Below are 20490 nucleotides of genomic sequence, written 5' to 3'. Positions count from 1 at the left end.
TAAGCAATTCTGTACGTGTTTGCGAGCGACAGATTCGGTATGCAAAGGTATATTGCGAAAAGTCTCCCTGCATAACCCGTTGTTGATGGGCCTAAATCACTAAACACGCCCTCGCAACCGGTGTTAATAAAAGAGGGCTGTATCTTAGTCATTTCCACCACCATGGCGACGCTGTGATTCGACACACTCTGGGCGGCTTGCTACTGGTGCTGTCATGCCTTGGCCGCGCGGTCGCGGCAGGTCCCGATTGCTCACGCCCGTTTACGCTTGCCCTGCACGACCACGGCCTGCTTTATTCCGCCGATACCGACACCGGCATCGACCGGGATTTCGCCGACGAACTGATCCGCCGCAGCGGTTGCCAGATTAGCGTCAGCCTGATGTCGCGCGCGCGCATCTGGCAATTGATCGAATCCGGCGCACTCGATTTCAGCTTGTCCGGCATCGCCAACACCGATCGCAACCGCTTCGCTTCGTTTGCCTGGTATTTCAGCAACAAATACTATTTGCTGGTGAGGAAGGACGCGGGCATGCGTCAGCTGGCCGATTTCGAGCGTAGCGACCAGTTTCAACTAGGCGTGATTCGCAGCTTCCGCTACAGCGACTCCGCCAACAAGCTGGTCGACACGCTCGCGGCTGAGAACCGCGTCAGCCAGGCGGGCGGCCTGGCGCCGTTATACGAGGCGCTGGTCCATCAGCGTATCCAGGGCATGATCATGGAGCCCTTCGACTACCCCGCGCTGGATGAAAAGAAGATCCGCGATGTCACCACCATCATCGAGTTCAATGATCCCGCCATTCCTCATGGCCTGATCATGTCGAAGAAGGCGCTGTCGCCCGCCGAGCAGGACAAGTGGCGTGCGCTGGTGAACCAGATGCGCGCGGACGGAACCGTGCTGCGTATATTCGAGAAGTACTTCAAACCCGATCTGGCCAGATCCATGGTCGATTTCCAGGCGCCCCCGTGACCTGGGCTCGCCTGGTATTGCTGCCCTTGCTGATCTTGTCCGCCGCACTCGGCGTCACATGGATCGTCTGGGATCACGAGCGGCAAGCTTCCCACAACGAGTTACTTTCCCAGTTCAATTTTTCGCTGGGCGACGTGGTCAGCCGCGTCGAGCAGCGCATGTCGACTTATGAACAGATGCTGCGCGGCGTGCAGGGCCTGTTCGCCGCCACCGGCCAGATGGACCGCGACAACTTCCGCGACTACGTCAGCGCGCTCAATCTCGACGCCAATTATTCCGGCATCCAGACCATCGGGCTGATCGAATGGGTGCCGGCAGCGCGCAGGGACACGCATATTGCCGCGATGCGCCAGCTGGGTTTTAGCGGCTATACCATCGAGCCGCAGGGCATTCGGGAGAACTACGCGCCGATCATCCAGCGCGAGCCGGCCGTGACCGGTAACCATCCCCCCCTCGGGCTGGATCCCTGGACCGACCCTGTGCGGCGGGAGGCCATGGAGAAGGCGCGTGACTCCGGCATGGTCGCGATCTCCGGGAAAGTGCGCCTGGGCGTGGACCTCGGGCCGGATGCGAAACCGGCTTTCGTCATGTACCTGCCGATCTACAGCCGGGGCCAGCCGCACGACAACGTCGCCGAGCGCCGGGCGCATCTGGCCGGCTGGGTGTATGCGTCGTTTCGCATGCACGATGTCATCGCCAGCCTGTACGGCGACACGCTGCCCGGCCTTGCGTTAGCCATCTACGACGGCGTGGAGCCGTCCGCCGCGGCCTTGCTTTATCGTTCCCGTGCAGCAGATGGGCAGCACCAGCCTGCGCTCATTTCAGCCAATGAATACCTCGTGGTCGCTGGGCACAACTGGACGCTCTCGATGACCACCCTGGACGACTTCAAGACCCGCTTCGGCCGTAACGCCGAAGCACTGATCGCCGTAACCGGTACGGGCTTAAGTCTGCTGCTGGCTCTGCTCGCGTGGTTGATGGTCACCGGCCGCGGCCGCGCGATGCGGCTGGCTTCCACGATGACCCGCGAGTTGCGCGAGAGCGAGGAGAAGTTCCGCGCCATTGCGGACTGCACGGTGAACTGGGAGGTCTGGTGGGGACCGGACGGCAAACCTCGCTGGATCAATCCATCGGTCGAGAAATACACCGGTTATACGGTCGACGAATGCATGGCCATGACCGACTTCGCCGGCACGCTGATCCATCCCGATGACTGGGTCCGCGTTGCCCCTGAGTTCCTGAAGGGCCTGCAGGGCTTCCGTGGCGACGACCTGGAATTCCGCTGCGTCCGCAAGGACGGAACGCTGGTCTGGCTATCCGTTTCCTGGGTGCCGATCACCGACGCAAAGGGCGCGTTCGCAGGCTTCCGGACTAGCGGGCGCGACATCACCGACCGCAAGCAAGTCGAGGCCGAACTGCAGATTGCCGCGGTCGCTTTCGATTCGCTCGAAGCGATGATGGTCACCGACGCCGACAACACCATCCTGCGAGTCAATTCGGCGTTCACCGAGTGCACCGGTTACACGGCTGAAGAGGCAGTTGGCCAGACGCCGCGACTGCTGCGTTCGCATCATCACGACGAAGCGTTTTTCAGCGAGATGTGGGAAACGATCCACCGCATGGGCGGCTGGCAAGGCGAGATCTGGGGGCGCCGCAAGAACGGCGAGGTCTATCCGAAATGGCTGACGATCTCTGCGGTGACAGGCGAGGGCGGAGTCGTCAGTCACTATGTGGGCACGCATCACGACATTACCGAACGCAAGATTGCGGAAGAGCGCATCAGGGAGCTGGCTTTCTTCGACGCCCTGACGCGCTTGCCGAACCGCACGTTGTTGCTGGATCGCCTGACGCAGGCCATTACGCACAGCGCGCGAAGTGGTGCGTGCGGTGCGTTGCTGTTTATCGACCTGGATCACTTCAAGACGCTGAACGACACGCTGGGCCACGACAAAGGCGACCTGCTGCTCAAGCAAGTGGCGCAGCGCCTGGCTGCCAGCGTACGTGCCGGTGACACCGTGGCGCGAGTAGGGGGCGACGAGTTCGTGGTGGTGCTGGGAAGCCTGCATGAGACCTGGCAGGAAGCGGCCAGCCAGACAGAAGGCATGGGCGAAATAATCCTTGATGTCCTTGGCAAGTCGTACCAGCTTGACGACATCGATTACCGCAGTACGGCCAGTATTGGCGCAACCGTGTTCAGGGGCCATCAGACTTCCATCGACGAACTGCTGAAGCAGGCGGATCTTGCCATGTACAAGTCGAAGGAAATGGGGCGCAACGCGCTGTGTTTCTTCGATCCGGACATGCAGACTGTGGTAGTGGAACGGGCAGAACTCGAGGCGGGTTTGCGAAAGGCCATAGAGGGCAATCAGTTCCTGCTGCATTACCAGGCACAGGTGCTCGACGGCGACCGGGTCGTCGGCGCCGAAGCACTCGTGCGTTGGCAGCATCCCCAGCGCGGCATGGTGCCGCCTGCCGATTTCATTCACCTCGCTGAAGAGACCGGGATGATCCTGGCGCTGGGCAACTGGGTACTGGAAACCGCGTGTATTCAACTGGCGTCGTGGGCCATGCGGCCGGACATGTGCCACCTTACCATCGCAGTCAATGTCAGCGCGCAGCAGTTCCGCGAGCCCGATTTCGTGGCCAAGGTGTTGAACGTGATCCGTCGAACGGGAGCCAACCCGAACCGGCTCAAGCTCGAACTGACCGAGAGCGTGCTGGTGGACAACGTGCAGGACATCATTGAAAAGATGCATGCGCTCAAGGCTCGTGGCGTAGTCTTCTCGCTGGACGATTTCGGTATCGGCTACTCGTCGCTTTCGTATTTGAAGCGGCTGCCCCTGGATCAGTTGAAGATCGATCAGTCATTCGTGCGCGACGTGCTCGTCGATCCGAACGATGCGGCGATTGCGAGGACTATCGTGGCGTTGGCGCAAAGCCTGGGGCTAGGGGTGATCGCCGAGGGCGTGGAGACTGAAGAGCAACGCGACTTCCTGGCCGACGCAGGCTGTCATGCTTACCAGGGTTTCTATTTTTGCCGGCCTTTGCCCGTTGAAGGCTTTGAAGAGTTTGCGGCTATGGGGCGGATCAAGCCGGAAGCGGCACGCGCGTACTAGCTCGGCCTGCTTGCCGCATTTCTTCGCGGGTGCTCAGATTCGCAGGTCGGTCAGGATCTGTTCCGCCATAAAATCACAGGGCGGCCGGTTCGATCCCGCGCTGCGCGCAAGCACGATTTCAAGGTCCGGCAGCGCAGGCAGGCCGTCCGCGGCGCCGAGTTGGACGAACCGTTCCGGGATGCTGCATCGGGACAGCGGGGCAATCGCGAGCCCCGCTTCGACCATGCTGAAAAGGCCCAGCAGGCTCGGGCTTTCATAAGACGTCCGATAGCTGATCTTCGCCCGTTCGAGAGCATGGATCGCCTTGGACCGCGCGACGCTGCCCGGTGCAAAGACTGCAATGGGCAGCGGGCGCTCCTTCCATACTTCATTGCCGACCGCGCAACCGGCCCAGACCATCGGTTCAAGCCGGATAAAGTCACCGCTCAACCCCTTCATTCGCGTCATGCAGGCGAGATCGATCTTGCCTTCCTTGATGAGCGGCGCCAGCGCGTTGCTTGGCATGCCGATGACCTGGATCTCGACCTTGGGGTAGGTCGCGGAAAACTTTCTCAGCACGGAGGGCAGGAGAGACGATGCATAGTCGTCCGGTACTCCGATGGCGACGCGTCCCCTGACGTCCGGGCGAACAATCGATGCCCAGGCCTCGTCGCGCAGCGCAAGCAAGCGGCGCGCATAAGCGAGCAGCACGTGGCCGTCCTGTGTCAGCGTAATGTTGCGCGGCTTGCGTGAAAACAAGGGCTTGCCCAAGGACGCTTCCAGCGACTTGATCTGCATGCTCACGGCGGATTGCGAACGATGCACGAGCGCGGCGCCGCGCAGGAAGCTGCCTGCATCCGCAACGGCGACAAACATGGAGAGCGCATCCAGATCGAAGGTTTTCATGGGCATCTGAAGTATCAGAAAATCTGAACGAAATCTTCAATATAACTCGCTTTCCTGAATCCAGCGGGCCTTGCATACTGGGCGTCCCTCAACGCGAATCGCTGGAAAAGGAACGATGTCGATGACTTACGATGACTTCAGGAAGCTCGGAATAAAAATCGATATGACCCGTGGAAAGCCGTCCCCGGAACAACTCGACCTGTGCTTCGAGCCACTGGCCAACGCTCTGAAAGCGGGCGAGTTCATGTCGCGCGATGGCATCGATTGCCGCAATTACGGTCATGCGCTGGGTCTGCCCGAAGCACGTGAATTAGGCGCCGATTTGCTCGGGGTGGGTGCGGAGCAGGTAGTGGCCGCCGGTAATTCCAGCCTCGAGCTGATGCATGACGCCATGGCATTCGCCATCCTGCATGGCATGGCGGACGGCAAGCCGTGGCGCAATGAAAAGGACATCGCGTTCCTTTGTCCCGTGCCGGGCTACGACCGCCATTTCGCGATCTGCGCAGCGCTTGGCGTGCGCATGATTCCGGTACCGCTGACCGGCAATGGCCCCGATATGGACTTCGTCGAAGCACAGGTCGCAGCCGATCCGGCCATCAAGGGCATCTGGTGCGTGCCGCTCTACAGCAATCCGACCGGCGAAATCTACTCGGCCGATACGATCCGCCGTCTCGCCTCGATGCCAACCGCCGCCCCCGACTTCCGCCTGTTCTGGGACGATGCGTACCGCTTCCATCACCTGACGGAGCAAAGGCACACCACGTTGAACATGATCGAGGCTTGCGCGGCGGCGGGGCATCCGGACCGTGCGCTGATGTTTGCGTCGCTGTCCAAGATCACGGTTGCCGGGGCTGCGGTGGCATTCGTTGCATCGTCGCGGCGCAACGTCGACTGGTGGCAGCGTTGTTCGGCGATCAGGACCATTGGACCGGACAAGCTCAATCAACTCCGGCACGTGCGGTTACTGCGCGACCGGCCGACGTTGGAGGCTTTGATGGATCGTCAAAGGGCGCTGTTGCGGCCGAAGTTCGACGCCATGACAACGACCTTCAGCGAGATCCTCGCGGATCTGCCGGGCGTGTCCTGGACCGTTCCGCAAGGGGGCTATTTCATCAGCCTCTATAGCCCCGATGGTCTCGCCAAACGCACGGTCGAATTGGCAGCCGACGCCGGGATTGCAATGACGCCGGCGGGCGCTGCGTTCCCTCATGGTCTCGATCCGCGCGATCGGCATCTGCGTGTCGCGCCGACCTTTCCCGCACTCGATGAAGTGAAGCGGGCAGCGCTTGGGATTGCATTGTCGCTGCGCCGAGCATTCGAAGAGCGGGGATGAGGTCATCGCTCATCGAGTCATGTGGACGTGGTCTCGCGCGCTATGCGCTTAGCGCAAATCGGCGAGACCGCTTCTGCACACCGGCATGGCACGACGTGCGTTCGGGATCAGGAAAGCGAGGCCCACAAGAATCATTGATGCGGCCGAAGCCATCGCGTACACCGGTTGAAACGAGCCGAATATCGTCTTGCATAATCCACCCAGCACGTTTCCCAACGCCCCGCCAACGCCGAACGCCGCTTCGCAGATTCCGCACACGATTGCCGCCAGCGCCGGCGCGCTCGTCTTGCCGACATACGCGTGCAACAGGCCGAAGATCGGGAAGAACGAAAAGCCTAATGCGACCGCCGCGACCATCAGCGCGTAAGCGCCCGGACGCGATGCGGCAATCAGCGATGCGCACAAAAGCAGGACCCCCGCACTAACGAGTGCAGTACGCATGCCGTCTCGTTGCGTGCGCCCATTTTGATCAGGACTACCGTGCATATCGGCGATCATGCCGAGCACTAGTCCGCTCACCACCCCGACCAGCCCCACGAGCGCCCACGCGTGGGCTGTTACATCGAGACCCAGATGCAGGTCATCGTGCGAATAAGCCGATAAATAGGTGATGAACGGCACACCGGCAAAACCGCACAGCAGCGCGATCGCGTACACCAGCAGGAAGTGTCTGGCGAGCATGCGCCGCAGCCCCGGACGCCTGGTTTGATCCGGTGGCATGACGCTTGTTTGTGACGCGGATGCGGGGCCGAGACGCGCAAACACAAAGACGATGGCGACGCTCAACACGGCGGTCAGCGCGGCGCTCACGAGCCAGACAGAGCGCCAGCCCCACGACGCCAGCAACGCGGGCACCATCAACCCGTTCAGCAAGACACCATAGTTCGTGCCGCTGCCAATGACACCGATGGCTTTCGCCCGATGGCGCTCGTCGATCAACGGTGCGATCAGCGCCATCATCGGGACCCAGGTCGCGGCGGCGCAGGCATTGAGCGAGACGAGCGCGGCGCCCATCATCCATGTGTTGTTGGCGAATGCGAGGGTCGCGAGGTCCATGGCCGACAGCGCGGTCGCCACGAGCATGACCCTGGCCGCCCCAAAACGCGCGGCGGCGAGCCCTGATAGCAGCGCCATGGCGATATTGGCCAGTTGCCGCGCAGCCGTAATGTAGCCGGCCTGGGCATAGTTGAAGCCGATGTCCTGTTTCATCTGCGGCAGGACCACGGGAAAGAGATAAACGCCGAAACCGTAGGTCGCGGCGATTACGGCGGTTAGCAGCAGGGTGACCGCCAGTTGATTTGCCAGGCGGGGAGAAATGCGGGTCGAAACATCCATGGCAGGCTACCGGAAGAAGTCGTTGGATTTATTCTCGGCGAGCTTGCGTTATGACGGAAATGATTTAATTTACTATCATTGATTAAGCCTCATCATCATTGATTCCGACCATGAACCTCGATCTTGCCTTGCTGCGCGCGTTTGTTGCTGTCACGGAAGCTGGCGGTTTTACCGCGGCTGGGCGACGGCTGAACCTGACGCAATCCGCGATCAGTCACCAGATACGGCGGCTCGAAGAAGAAGTGGGGCGGCCGCTTTTGTATCGCACCACGCGCAGTCTGACCCTGACCGAAGATGGCGAGGATTTCCTGCGTTACGCGATGCAAATCCTGAATGCGATGGACGCGGTCACCGAGCGTTTTCAGTCGTCTCCGGCGTCAGGTGTCGTGCGCTTCGGAGCGCCGGATATTTTCATGGGAGAACGGCTGCCCGTTTTGCTGACGCAATTTTCGCGGGCGTTTCCGAATGTGCGGCTGGACGTGAGCGTGGGCATGAGCCTCGATTCGCAGGCGATGGTCGCCGCGCACGAACTGGATCTTGCGGTGGTGCTGTGCGTGCATGGGGAAACGGATCGAGACGCCGACGGTATCGTGTTGCGGCGCACGCGGTTCGTTTGGGCGGCGGCCGAATCGTTCGATGCGCGCGCGGGGGCGTCGCTGCCGCTCGCATTTTTTCCGGCGCCGTGTGTGAATCGGCGAGTGGCGCTTGAGGCGCTCGATGGCTTGGCGGTGGACTGGCATGTCGCGTTTACATCGTCGAGTCAGTCGGGTATTCGCGCTGCTGTGATGGCGGGGCTCGCGATTACTCCGCTGACACGTGATGACCTTGAACCGGGGATTGTGGTTGTCGATGGGCAGTATGGTTTGCCACCCTTGCCGGACGCGGAATTCAGGCTGCTTTGGGGCAAGGGTGAGCCCACGCTGGCCGCGCAGGAGTTTGGGCGGCTTGTGCTTGATGCGCCGGTTGAGCGGCCATTGCGAGCGAGTGCGGCCTGGTGATGTTTCGCTCGCGCCGGTGGACGGGGGTGGTCGGTTTCGGGATGGTGGTCAGGGTCTATGCCGGGTTGCCAGGTTCTTGCGTTAGCGGTCTTAGTCATTGCCGGGTTGCCAGGTTCGTGCGTTAGCGGTCTTAGTCATTGCCGGGTTGCTGCTTTCAAGGTTAGTGGTCTGCGTGAGTGAGCTATTTTCTTTATCACTATTAGCCACTGCGCGTGGCGGCGCGTCATTTCTTTGTCCAAAGCGACAAAGAAACGAAGCAAAGAAAGCGCTTTCAAAACGAGGGCTCATAAGTTGACCTAGCGTGCAGTTTTAACGTTTTTGGCACCCCAAAAGCACGGTGCTCGCTAGAACCACCGGTGTGTGAACCCCTCTTTCTCCGAACACGGATACCCACACGCTTCGCCACCAGTGACTGAACCTGCCCAAGGAACACTCCGCGCTATCCGCGAAAAACCATCCTCCGAATTTGTACGCATGCCGAACCACGTCGCCAACCCACCAAGAAATGAAGCCGTAGAGTACGTAAGGCCATACCCGCAAAAACAGCTGCGCAAATCAAACAACCAACCGACCAAATAATGAGGCACTAAAAGCGCGTGAGGCCGTGAAGGTTTCCTGGCAATGGTGCTTGCCCGAGAGCGTACGGGGCGAAGCGTGTGCGTGTAAGAATTCGCGAGAAGGAGGGGTTCAAACATTGGTGGTTCTGGCGAGCACCGTGCTTTTGGGGTGCCAAAAACGCACAAAGTGCACGCTAGGTCAACTTATGAGCCCGCGTTTTGAAAGCGTTTTCTTTGCTTCGTTTCTTTGTCGCTTTGGACAAAGAAATGACGCGCCGCCACGCGCAGTGGCTAATAGTGGTAAAGAAATGAGCCAACTCAAGCAGACCACTACCCTTGAAAGCAGCAACCCGGCAATGACCAAGACCGCTACCGCAGGAACCTGGCAACCCGGCAACAACCCCGACCGCCAACCCTGGAACCTAGCGCCCCGCCCCCCAGCGCAAGCGACAAACCACTGCCTACATCCGCTCCGCAATGCTGTGCGCCGTCGCAGCCGACAGCGTCCATCCCAAGTGTCCATGCCCCGTGTTGTAGAACACCCCGCGACGCTTGCCGCTCCCAACCTTCGGCAACATGCTTGGCAGCATCGGCCGCAAGCCCGCCCACGGAATCACCCGCGATGTCGCCACACCCGGAAAATAGCGGCGCGTCCAATCGACGAGCGGTGCGATCCGGTCCGAGCGAATATCGCGATTAAAGCCGTTGATTTCAGCCGTGCCCGCTACGCGAAAACGGTCGGCGCCAAGCCGGCTCGTGACAATCTTCGCACTGTCGTCAAGCAAGCTGACCCACGGCGCACCCTCGCGACTCGCGGCGTCATCCAGGCACACAGTGATCGAATAACCCTTCACTGGATAGATATTCACGTGGTCACCAAGCATCGATGCGATCTGCCGGCTTGCCACACCGGCGCACACCACGATGCGATCGAAGCCATGTTGCCGCTCGTCACCTGCTCCGCCGCCATGCAGCACACGCATGGCGAACGGGCCGTCGCCACGCTGCTCGATACCCGCGATCTGCGTGTCGTAATGAAAGCGCACGCCGCGCCGCTCGCAGGCGTCAGCCAGACCGCGCGTGAACTTGTGGATGTCGCCGGTTGAGTCCGACGGCGTGAAAAAGCCACCGTGGAAATCGCCTTGCAACGTGGGCTCGATCGCGCGCATTTCGTCGCTCGTCACCGCGCGCCGGTCAAGGCCACCCGACTGCAACAACCGGTTCACTTTCGCGGCGGTATCGAAGTCCTTCTTCTGCTGGTACATATGAAGAATGCCGCGCTGCTCGAGGTCGAAGTCGATCCCTTCACGCTCGGCAATCCCGAACAGATGCTCGCGCGCGGCAATGGCCAGGCGCACGGTCTCGACGGTATTGGCCCGGTAGTTCGGAATCTGGCGCAGGAATTCACCCATCCACGAATACTTGTGCCAGCTCGGCGCAGGATTCAGCAGCAGCGGTGCGTCGCGCGTGAACATCCAGCGCAGCCCCTTGAGCACCGTGGCCATGCTGTTCCAGACCTCGGCATTGCTGGCGGAAAGCTGGCCGCCGTTGGCGAACGATGTTTCCATCGCCGCGTACCGGTGACGCTCGAAAACGGTGACGTCGTGGCCGCGTTCGGCAAGGGCGTAAGCAGTCGTGACGCCGGTAATACCGGCGCCAATGATGGCGATTCGTGACATGACAAGGTCCAGATGAAAGTTGGGCATCGCCGGTGCTGCCGGCGTCTATGCCCCATCTGTCCGTGTACCTGAGAGTTTCAGTCGTGGCGTTGCACGCACGACATCCCCGTCGGTGGGCGCATTAAAGCGCCGCTCTCCAGATGTTCCTGCTACGCGGTCCTTGGGCCTGAGAGTTTCCGGGGCGGTTGCTCCGTCGGCGCCGTCACCATGCTCCGTGACAGTCTCTCCCGCGCTAGCGATTAGAACCCCGCCAAGATACCGTCTAAAAATAAGATAGGCAAGGGGCATGGTAGGGATCGGCCTTTTGCATGCCGGGAAGTAGTCAGGATACTTAATGATCTTTCGCCCGCTGCGCACAACGAAATCCGCCGCAGACAGCGCCTGATTCCCTTAATCTTTCATTTAATACAATTATTTCTTTTTGCTTTCATTTCACTATAAAATGCGTTTTCCTTTATCGATTTTGGAGCCAGGCATGACCCCTTTTGCGAAGGCAGCAGCCACTCTGGCCGCGTGTATCGGCGCATTTACCGTTGTCGTATGTATTGTCGAGGGGCTGGCCGGATAACGGGCGCGCGACCGGGCTCTCGCCCGGCGCCGCTAGCGCATTTGCCAAACGCGCAAATTGAACAGCGGCAAGATGCCATAGACGTGGTCGAACATATCCGACTGGATTTGTTCGTACGATTCCCAGCTTGTCTCGTTCAGGAACAGGAACACTTCCAATGGCAGGCCCTGATTGGTGGATTGCAGCTGGCGAACCACCAGCGGCATGTCTTTCCGGATCGCCGGGTATTGACGAAAGTATTCCGTCAGATACACGCGAAACATCCCAAGGTTGGTCAGGCGATGTCCATCGTCCGGCACGGTGAACGGCACCTGGTAGGCTACGCTCGCCTTCAGGTTGGCAAGCAATTCGTCGTCGCAAAACCGGATGCTCTCTATGTCCAGGTGAATCGCGTGCTTGACCCGCCGTCCGCCGGATTCTGCCATGCCGCGCCAGTTCTTGACGCTGTTGGTCAGCAACACATAGCTCGGCAGCATGACAATGGAATTGTCGAAGTTCTGGACCTTGATCGTGTTCAGCGAGATATCGATGACCGTCCCGTCAGCCACGAATCCAGGTACCTCGATCCAGTCGCCCACGCGCAGCATGTCGTACGCTGCCAGTTGAATGCTCGCGACAAACCCCAGCAACGAATCGCGGAAGATGATGATCAGCAGCGCAGTCATCGCACTCACGCCGGTGAGGAAATTGGCGGGCGATCGATGCAACAGCAATGACACTGCGGCAATCAGTGCAAGCACGTACAGGACGATAGCGGCTATCTGCAGAAAGCTCTTGATCGGCCTCTGGCTCGCAAAGGGGAAATGACTATAGCGATCCTCAATACTGCCCAGGAACGCGAAGGCGGCGCGAAGGACGGTCACCACCATGAAGCATGCCGATAGCGTCTCCACCGGGCGACCCAGCGCGGAAATGACCGGAAACGACACACCGGTTAGCAGGGGCGCTGAAATATAAATGATGCCCGCAGGCACCAATGGCGCGAGCCGATGAAACACCTTGCGGCGTTCGGCGGCACGCAGCCACTTGCGGCGCTCCCCGCGCGCGAGGTGGCCCACAATCCTCAACAAGATGAAGCGCGTGACGTAGTAGCAGATCGCACTGGCCAACAGAATCGCCAGGAACAACGCGGCGACGAGAAGGATCGCCACAGGCATGCTGTCGGTGTGGACATAGAAATGACGCCAATCCGGTCCACTCACTACGCGGAACATGTCATTGAACATAGATCCTCTCAGTGCCGGCCAGCCTGCTTTCCTGACGATGATCCGGGCCCGCGCGGTACCGATCATTTCCCCGATCTGGCTACGCAACCTCACCAAACGTTGCTGCAGTGCGATCCAATGATGCTGTCAACGGCATTGTAACGGCCTCCTGATCTTTGCGGCGAGGCTATCTCTCGTCGATCCCCCGGGCCATGGCGCTTGGTTTTTATTTGTTTGCAACCCATGTTGGTTGAATGGCCCGGGCCAATTCGGCCACCCCGCTTAAACCGCCACTTCCGGCGGCGGCTGACGGAACAAGCGCGTGATCCAGCACAGGTACACGAGCCCGATCACGAACCAGATTGCGCCCAACACAAGCGCTGTCTTTTCAAGGCTCGCCAGCAGCCAGATATCGGCGATCGCACCGATCAGCGGAAACACCAACCCGCCGATCGCGCCGATCTTCTTGTCGCCATGATTGCCTGACAGATAAATCCGGACCACGCAAAGATTGACGGCGGTGAACGCGAGGAACGCGCCGAAGTTGATGAATGAAGTTGAAGTCGCCACGTCGAGCTTCAGCGCGATCAAACCCACAATGCCCGCAATCGCGATGTTGATCGCCGGCGTCTTGAACTTCGGATGGATGAAACCAAACACGCGCTTGGGCAGGATTTCATCGCGACCCATGGCATACAGCAAACGCCCGACGCTGGCCTGTGCCGAGATGCCCGACGCAAACTGCGCGAGGATCAGGCCGGCCAGGAAGACGGTCACGAAGATATCGCCGCCAATCATCTTGGCGACTTCGAACGCGGCCGAATCGGTGTCCTTGAATTCCACGCCCGGGTGCGCAAGCTGCATCGTGTAAGCGGCCAGAACAAAAATCGCGCCGCCGATCAACGCGATCCACAAGATGGCGCGCGGCATGTTCTTCTTCGGGTCGATCGTCTCTTCGGTGAGTGTGGACACTGCGTCGAAGCCAAGATATGAATACGCGGCAATGGCGGCGCCGGCCATGGTCGAGGCGAACGGCACGTGTCCTTTGAAGAACGGTTCCGCCAACGCGATCCCGCCGGGACCTGCCGCAGCCGCTGCATAGTGCCAGCACAACGCGACGAACAAACCGACAATCGCGAGTTGCACCACCATCAACACGATGTTGAATCGTGCAGCCAGTTCAATCCCGACTATATTCAACGCGCTCGTCAGGACGATGAACGCAACGATCCAGATCCAGGTGGGCACGGTCGGGAACGCGGCGTTCAGATAAGCGGCGCCGATCAGCCAGATCACCATGGGCAGGAAGAAGTAGTCGAGCAGTGTTGCCCAGCCGACCAGGAAGCCCAGATGCGCATTGAAGGTCTTGCGTGTGTAGGTATAAGCGGAGCCGGCGACGGGATAAAGCCGCGCGAGCTTGCCGTAGCTCAGCGCCGTGAAGGCGATAGCAACGAGCGCAAGCAAGTAGGCGAGAGCGGCGGTATCGTCACTCGCTTTGGCAAGCACGCCATAAGTGCCATATACGATCAGCGGCGCCATATAGGCCAGGCCGAACAATAATACGGATGGCAAACCAAGTGTGCGTTTCAGATGCGACTGCGCGGCTACGGACGAGTCTTGCATGATGTCTCCGGGACTTTCGACAGGCGTGGGCGGGCGCGTCCGGAGCGCGGGCTCCGGACGATTCATGTGCTACGGAACTGCTGAAAACTTCAGTCTTCAGTCTTCAGTTGATGGGGCGACGGCGCTCTTCAATCACAAGCGCACGCGAACCATCGGCGTTGTCGATCGGCGTGAGGCCGAGCGGCACGCGTGCGTCGTTCAAATAACGATAGTGCTCACGGCTGGCTTCCAGCCGCTTGAAGTCGATATCCACGCTTAGCAGCGTCTCTTGCGCACCCGCCGCAGCGACGATCTCGCCGCTGGGATCGACGAGCGCGGATTCGCCGGGGAAGGTGAGGTTGTCGTCGCCTGTACCACAGCGGTTCACCATGAGCGCGAACATCTGGTTCTCCATCGCGCGCGCGGTGATGGCTCGCCGATGCACCGGGCCGAATGGATCCATGTTGCCGTTGGTGACGATCAGCAGGTCGGCATCCAGGGCGGCGACCGCGCGGGCGGTCTCGGGGAATTCGATGTCGTAGCAGATCAGCAGCCCGACCGTGAGGCCGTTCCACAAGCAGGTTTCGAAGCGATCGCCCGGGGTGAACACGCCCACGTCCGATGCCCACAAATGGGTCTTCCTGTAGCGCAACGCGATCTCGCCTTTGTCATCGACCAAGACGGTCGTGTTGTAGAATCGCGCGCCTTCGCGTTCGGCCAGGCCCACCGCAACCGATACCCCGGCGCGTCGCGCGGCGTCACGTACCGCGGTCAGTGCGGGGCCATCAAGCGATTGCGCAACGTCCGCGACGTTTTCCCGCGTCGGAAAACCGGACAGCGTGGCTTCAGGGAACACGACCAGCTTCGTGCCCCCGGCGACATCGGCGCGGCCGATTGTTTCGATGACCTTGCGCGTGTTGTGTCCGATGTCGCCGTCCACCAGCGCGAGTTGTGCGAGTTCTGCCTGCATTAAATCCGTCTCCTTCCAAATACCTTTCGATGGCATTATTCAAGGGCCTGCGTGAGGGCCTGCATTTTCGTCCGGACTATTATCGAGGCATTATTTTTGTCCAGGAATTACCCACCAGGGTTACCCTTACCGGAGGAGACGATGGAGTTTCAATGGCATGATCTCGCGTTTCACAGAGAGATCGGTTCAGCCATCGACGCACTCGATGGGCCGAATTTCTGGGCTCGCCTCACGCGGGTTCTCGAGCGGCATATCAGCTTCGACAGTTGGGTCGCACTGCGTTTTGCGCGCAATGGGCCGCCGCTGGTTTGTGCCGAACAGGCGTTGCCTGACGGCAAGATCGACTTGTTGTTCCAGGACTATCTGGCAGCCCTTTACCAGCTCGACCCGTTTTATCTGGCGGCCTTTGAGCAGCGTGTCTCGGGTTTCTACACGCTCGCCGATGTCGCGCCCGACAACTTCAAGATGACGGAGTACTACCAGCGCTACTTCAAGAAGAACATCGTTGGCGACGAAGTGCACTTCAATGTGGTGATCGACGCCAACTACACCATGGGGTTTTCTCTCGGCAATATGCACCGTTACGACGAGCGTGATGTAGCGTTGCTGACGTTGTTCTCGCCGTGGGTTCTTGCATTGATGCAGCAGCGCTTGCGATATGAAAATTTCGGCGCGGCGCCGGGGGTATCCGAGGTTACGGAGGGTGGGCAGCATGATCTGCCTGCACGCTTCGGCATCCTGACTGAAAAAAGCGGGCGCGCTGCATTGACGGCGCGCGAGATTGAAGTCGCCATGTTGTCGCTGAGCGGGTTCTCATCGCGTGCGATTGCGGAGAAGCTGACCATTTCGTTCGAGACGGTCCGCGCGCACAAGAAACATATTTATTCGAAGCTCGGCATTGGTTCGCAATCAGAGTTGTTTGCGCTGTTCTATGAACCGGGTTCGCACCCGTTTGCCGAAGGTTCGGAGGGCGATGTGACGACGCCTGCAGGGCATCGGTGATGTTTCGCTCGTGCCGGTGCTCCACCGGCCGCGAGCGAAAAATTTAGTGATGGTAGCGGTACTCCTGCGTGCGCCCGCCGTACCCATACGACGCCGCCCTGACATCTTCAACATGGATATAGCTCTCTTCGTGCAGGTCGCCCAATATCCTGCCGAACCCTTCGAAAACCGCTGAGATATACCGCGCCTTCTCGTCCTTCGTGTTCGTCTCGTCGGTGATCTTGATATCGAAATAGAAGCTGGATTTTTTCTGCTCGCTTAGCAGCCGGCCACCGATCACCCAGCTATCCGGATCGATGAACTGAATAGTGATCGCCGTCACCTCTCGCTTCTTGCCCAGGATACCGGATGTCAGTTCAAGCAACATGTCAGATATGGCCGCAACGGCCTCGGGCGATTTTTCAATGCTTACCTTCACGTTCAAAATCGGCATTTTCCATCTCCAATTAGTTCGCTATACAACTATCCAGGAAAAAAATCAGTCGAGACTCGACCGTGCATCTTTCACGCTTGCAACCGTGCTCGCAAAGCGCTCCTCACCTAGTTCAGCCTTCAAACGCTTGGTCACCGCGGCACTTGCAGCGTTCAACGAGTCCTTGATTCGCAACGCCTCGCCAGTGGGGTGAATCGCGGTCTCACGTCCATCGGATTCGGTAAGCCGGCGTTCGATAAACAGCAACTTCTGCAAACCGTCCAGCGTTCGCGTTGCAGTGGATCGTGAAATGGCGAGTTCAGACGCCAACTCGCTTTGCACGATGCCAGGTTTCGCCAGCACCGCGCGCAGCATGAATCCCTGCGGCGGCGTCAGGCCAAACGCCTTGTACGCGTTCGCCCACTCGCGCTCGAGGCTTCGCGCAAGTGCCGTTGTGTTGAAGTAAATGCAGTGATCGAACATGAAGACACTCTAGGAGAAAATGATTCGCTATGCAACTAGTTTTGATTTGCCCTAATGCGAAACGTAAGCTGATTGACAGATTTCAATGTCTCACCGCGCCTCAACAACTCTTACTGGATATTTCACAAAATTTTCTTGAAGCGTCTTCAGACTGGCGTCCGCGATGAAGCGAAAACGTTTGCGCGTACCCCGGACAGGCGGAAGACATCATGAGACGAACCGCGATATTGGCATTGGCAACGCTGGCGCTCACCGCCTGCGGACCAGACGATCAGGCAAGCGTCAGCGTCACCCAGGCGTCTGCTAGTACATCGTTGCCAGCCAGCGCTGTGGAGCCGCTGGTGTTGAGCTCACCTTCTGACGTCCAGGCTGCCAGCAGTCCCATTGCCGCCGCTCAGGCAAGCCTCGCGGCGGATGCGCAGCAGGTCGCACCTGTTCTTCACTCCGCGCCGGACGCGTCCGAGTGACGCCAAAAGCCAACGCTCTCCAATGAATGAAAATCCCCATCCTGATCGAGTCCTTCGACCGGGACGGCATTGCCGCATCTATCATGACGCCATGAGGTGAAACAAAATGACATTGAATAGCCGTCGCCGTTTCTTGCAGACTGTTGCTACTTCAGCCGGCGCCGCCGCCGCGCTGACGGTGTTTCCCGAATCGATTCGCAAGGCGCTCGCCATTCCGGCGTCACGGCGCACCGGTTCGATCAACGATGTTGAACACATTGTCGTGTTCATGCAGGAAAACCGTTCCTTCGATCATTACTTTGGCCACATGCGGGGCGTACGCGGATACAACGACCGCTTCCCGATCCCTTTGCCTGGCGGCCAGCCGGTATGGTTCCAGCCGTCGAAGGAGGATTCGACGAAACCGGTGTTGCCGTTCCATCTGAATACGGCGACGACCAGCGCGCAGTGCGTAGGTGATCTGGATCACTCGTGGTACCCGACGCACTACGCGATCAATAACGGCCGTTACGACCAGTGGCCCGCGTACAAGACGGACATGACGATGGGTTATTACCTGCGCCGCGACATTCCGTTTCACTACGCGCTTGCCGATGCCTTCACCGTCTGCGATGCCTATTTCTGCTCGCTGCCCGGCCCGACGCATCCGAACCGCGCGTATCTGATGACGGGCATGGTTGATCCGACCGGGACGAAGGGCGGTCCGCTGCTCGACAACAACGACTTTGTGGACGGCGACGGTCCGCCGCAATATCAGTTGCTCTCGTGGACGACCTATCCGGAACGTCTCGAAGCGGCTGGAATTTCGTGGCAGATCTACCAGCAAGGCCTAACTGGCGCCGACCCGCTGAACGGCAATTACGGCACCAACGTGCTGCAGAATTTCGCGAACATCATCAATGCGCCGCAGGGCTCTTCATTGCAGTTGCGCGCGAACGCCGTGCGCACGATCGACGACCTGAAAGCAGATGTGCTGGCGAACAACTTGCCGCAAGTATCGTGGCTGTGTCCGCCCGCGGCGTACTCGGAGCACCCGAAATACACGCCGGCATACGGGGCGGAATACACGTCGCAGATCCTGGATGCGCTGACGGCCAATCCCGAGGTTTGGAGCAAGACGGTCCTGTTCATCATGTACGACGAGAACGATGGTTTCTTCGATCACCTCGTGCCGCCGCAGCCGCCCATGTCGCGGGCGCAAGGCTTGTCGACGGTGACAACCGAGGGCGAGCTCCATACGGTCGTCAATCCGGGACGGGGCGGCAGCTATACCGCCGACGGCCTGCCGTACGGCCTCGGCCCGCGCGTGCCCATGACGGTTGTTTCACCGTGGACGAAGGGCGGCTTTGTTTGTTCGCAGGTGTTCGATCACACGTCGGTGATTCGTTTTATCGAAACACGCTTCGGGGTGATGGAGCCCAACATTACGCCTTGGCGTCGTGCGGTGTGCGGTGACCTGACCACGGCCTTCGATTTCCGTACGCCCGATGCGCAGATGCCGACCTTGCCCGACACCAGCAACTACAAGACGATTGCGGACAATCAATGCGCCACGCAACCGGCGCCGACGGTGCCGGCCGTGCCCGGCCCGATTGTTCCGCAGGAGCCCGGTACGCGTTTCGCCCGTGCGTTGCCCTACGAGTTGTATGTACAAAGCAGTCTCGATGGGGGCAACAAGACATTTACGCTTCATTTCGCCAATACCGGCTCGCAGGGCGCGCACTTCTATGTCTATTCGTCGAACCGCGCCGACGGTCCGTGGCGCTATACGGTTGAAGCGGGCAAGACCTTGCGCGACAGCTTCGACATCAACAGAACGGCGGGCATCTATGCGTTCACGGTCTATGGTCCGAACGGATTCGTGCGCGAGTTTACCGGTTCGTTGACGCCGCCGGGTAGCGGGAGTGTGACCAATCCGCCGGCTGATCCCGAATTGGCGGCGCAATACGACGTCGCGAACGGCAACGTGTCCTTGGCCTTCACGAATCGGGGCCGCGGCATTGCGCACTTATCGGTGGTCGATAACGTCTACGGTGCACAGCCGCGCTCGGTGTTGGTGCCGTCGCTGGGGTCTGCGGAGGCGTCGTGGGTTCTGGCCTCGAGTCATCACTGGTACGACCTGAGCGTTACCAGCAACGACGACCCGACGTTCTTGCGCCGTCTTGCGGGTCACGTTGAAAACGGCCGAGCGAGTATCAGCGATCCGGCTGCGGTTGCGCCGGTGACGGTGCTTTCTTAAGGCAGCAGGTAAGCCGCCGCGAACCTGGCGAGTGTTGAAATGTCGGGACGCGGTGGCTTGTTCGCTTTGCAAGTATTGATTTGGTTCGCGTTGTGGGGCGCAGGCACGTCAAGGTGGGTTGGCGACATAATTCGGAATCCATACAAATTTGAAAGATGGTTTTTCGCGGATAGCGCGGGATGAATCTTGGGCAGGTTCAGTCACTGGTGGCGAAGCGTGTGGGTATCCGTGTTCGGAGAAAGAGGGGTTCACACACCGGTGGTTCTAGCGAGCACCGTGCTTTTGGGGTGCCAAAAACGTTAAAACTGCACGCTAGGTCAACTTATGAGCCCTCGTTTTGAAAGCGCTTTCTTTGCTTCGTTTCTTTGTCGCTTTGGACAAAGAAATGACGCGCCGCCACGCGCAGTGGCTAATAGTGATAAAGAAAATAGCTCACTCAGGCAGACCACTAACCCCGAAAGCAGCAACCCGGCAATGACCAAGACCGCTAACGCAGGAACCTATCACCCCGGCATAGACCCCGACCCCCAACCCAACCCCACCAAAACCCCCAACCCGTCCACCGGCGCGAGCGAAAACATCCTTGACGCCGGCCCCTAAAGCCCATTATTGTTTGCGACATGAACTCGCATTTCTTCACCCTCACGACCGCGACTACCACGACCACCATC

At 59.6% G+C, this 20490-nt stretch carries 15 protein-coding genes and 1 riboswitch; of the genes, 7 read left to right on the top strand and 8 right to left on the bottom strand.

From position 1 onward, the window contains the following. The first annotated feature begins 173 nt into the window (after positions 1-173). Positions 174-968 carry a substrate-binding periplasmic protein gene (locus tag ACSOSP_RS22665; protein WP_455313157.1) on the top strand — a complete coding sequence of 265 codons (795 nt, stop codon included), beginning with the start codon at positions 174-176 and terminating at the stop codon, positions 966-968. Next, positions 965-4084 (top strand): bifunctional diguanylate cyclase/phosphodiesterase, encoded by a 3120-nt coding sequence (locus tag ACSOSP_RS22660; RefSeq protein ID WP_455313156.1) that lies wholly within the window; start codon positions 965-967, stop codon positions 4082-4084. The genes ACSOSP_RS22665 and ACSOSP_RS22660 overlap by 4 nt, the downstream gene beginning before the upstream one ends. Positions 4085-4117: 33 nt before the next feature. Here the strand turns inward: ACSOSP_RS22660 and ACSOSP_RS22655 are convergent, their stop codons facing one another. Continuing rightward, positions 4118-4969 carry a LysR substrate-binding domain-containing protein gene (locus tag ACSOSP_RS22655; RefSeq protein WP_455313155.1) on the bottom strand — a complete coding sequence of 284 codons (852 nt, stop codon included), beginning with the start codon at positions 4967-4969 and terminating at the stop codon, positions 4118-4120. 115 nt (positions 4970-5084) lie between these two features. On the opposite strand from ACSOSP_RS22655, the gene ACSOSP_RS22650 reads away from it, so the two are divergent. Continuing rightward, on the top strand, positions 5085-6302 hold the full coding sequence (locus ACSOSP_RS22650) for an aminotransferase class I/II-fold pyridoxal phosphate-dependent enzyme (RefSeq protein WP_455313154.1): 1218 nt from the start codon (positions 5085-5087) through the stop codon (positions 6300-6302). 48 nt (positions 6303-6350) lie between these two features. Here the strand turns inward: ACSOSP_RS22650 and ACSOSP_RS22645 are convergent, their stop codons facing one another. Then, positions 6351-7637, bottom strand: a complete 1287-nt coding sequence (locus tag ACSOSP_RS22645; protein WP_455313153.1) for an MFS transporter — start codon at positions 7635-7637, stop codon at positions 6351-6353. 110 nt (positions 7638-7747) lie between these two features. Here ACSOSP_RS22645 and ACSOSP_RS22640 point away from each other — a divergent pair, with 110 nt between their 5' ends. Beyond that, positions 7748-8635, top strand: coding sequence for a LysR substrate-binding domain-containing protein (locus ACSOSP_RS22640; RefSeq protein ID WP_455313152.1), 888 nt, complete (start codon positions 7748-7750; stop codon positions 8633-8635). Positions 8636-9653: 1018 nt separating this feature from the next. Here the strand turns inward: ACSOSP_RS22640 and ACSOSP_RS22635 are convergent. The 4 genes from ACSOSP_RS22635 to ACSOSP_RS22620 form a co-directional block, all read right to left on the bottom strand. Then, positions 9654-10871, bottom strand: coding sequence for a D-amino acid dehydrogenase (locus ACSOSP_RS22635; protein WP_455313151.1), 1218 nt, complete (start codon positions 10869-10871; stop codon positions 9654-9656). A gap of 144 nt (positions 10872-11015) precedes the next feature. Further along, a riboswitch (glycine riboswitch) is annotated at positions 11016-11111 on the bottom strand. A gap of 360 nt (positions 11112-11471) precedes the next feature. Continuing rightward, a complete protein-coding gene (locus ACSOSP_RS22630) occupies positions 11472-12665 on the bottom strand; it encodes a mechanosensitive ion channel family protein (RefSeq protein WP_455313150.1) in 1194 nt (397 codons plus the stop codon). A 261-nt stretch (positions 12666-12926) separates the two neighbouring features. Then, entirely contained in the window at positions 12927-14267 is a 1341-nt protein-coding gene (locus tag ACSOSP_RS22625) for an APC family permease (protein WP_455313149.1), read from the bottom strand. Between the two features lie 103 nt (positions 14268-14370). Next, positions 14371-15216 carry a carbon-nitrogen hydrolase family protein gene (locus ACSOSP_RS22620; RefSeq protein ID WP_455313148.1) on the bottom strand — a complete coding sequence of 282 codons (846 nt, stop codon included), beginning with the start codon at positions 15214-15216 and terminating at the stop codon, positions 14371-14373. 141 nt (positions 15217-15357) lie between these two features. On the opposite strand from ACSOSP_RS22620, the gene ACSOSP_RS22615 reads away from it, so the two are divergent. Further along, a complete protein-coding gene (locus tag ACSOSP_RS22615) occupies positions 15358-16218 on the top strand; it encodes a response regulator transcription factor (protein ID WP_455313147.1) in 861 nt (286 codons plus the stop codon). A 43-nt stretch (positions 16219-16261) separates the two neighbouring features. On the opposite strand, the gene ACSOSP_RS22610 is transcribed toward ACSOSP_RS22615, so the two are convergent. Together ACSOSP_RS22610 and ACSOSP_RS22605 are read right to left on the bottom strand one after the other, a co-directional pair. Then, a complete protein-coding gene (locus tag ACSOSP_RS22610) occupies positions 16262-16651 on the bottom strand; it encodes a tautomerase family protein (RefSeq protein ID WP_436185815.1) in 390 nt (129 codons plus the stop codon). Between the two features lie 45 nt (positions 16652-16696). Next, positions 16697-17113, bottom strand: a complete 417-nt coding sequence (locus ACSOSP_RS22605; RefSeq protein ID WP_455313146.1) for a MarR family winged helix-turn-helix transcriptional regulator — start codon at positions 17111-17113, stop codon at positions 16697-16699. A 209-nt stretch (positions 17114-17322) separates the two neighbouring features. Between ACSOSP_RS22605 and ACSOSP_RS22600 the strand changes: the two genes are divergently transcribed. Then, positions 17323-17580: a hypothetical protein gene (locus ACSOSP_RS22600; RefSeq protein ID WP_455313145.1), complete on the top strand. Its 258-nt coding sequence runs from the start codon at positions 17323-17325 to the stop codon at positions 17578-17580. A gap of 106 nt (positions 17581-17686) precedes the next feature. Continuing rightward, entirely contained in the window at positions 17687-19819 is a 2133-nt protein-coding gene (locus ACSOSP_RS22595; RefSeq protein ID WP_455313144.1) for a phosphocholine-specific phospholipase C, read from the top strand. Positions 19820-20490 lie beyond the last annotated feature (671 nt).

The organism is Caballeronia sp. KNU42 (genome assembly GCF_053760385.1).
This window is presented reverse-complemented; position numbering and strand designations above follow the sequence as displayed.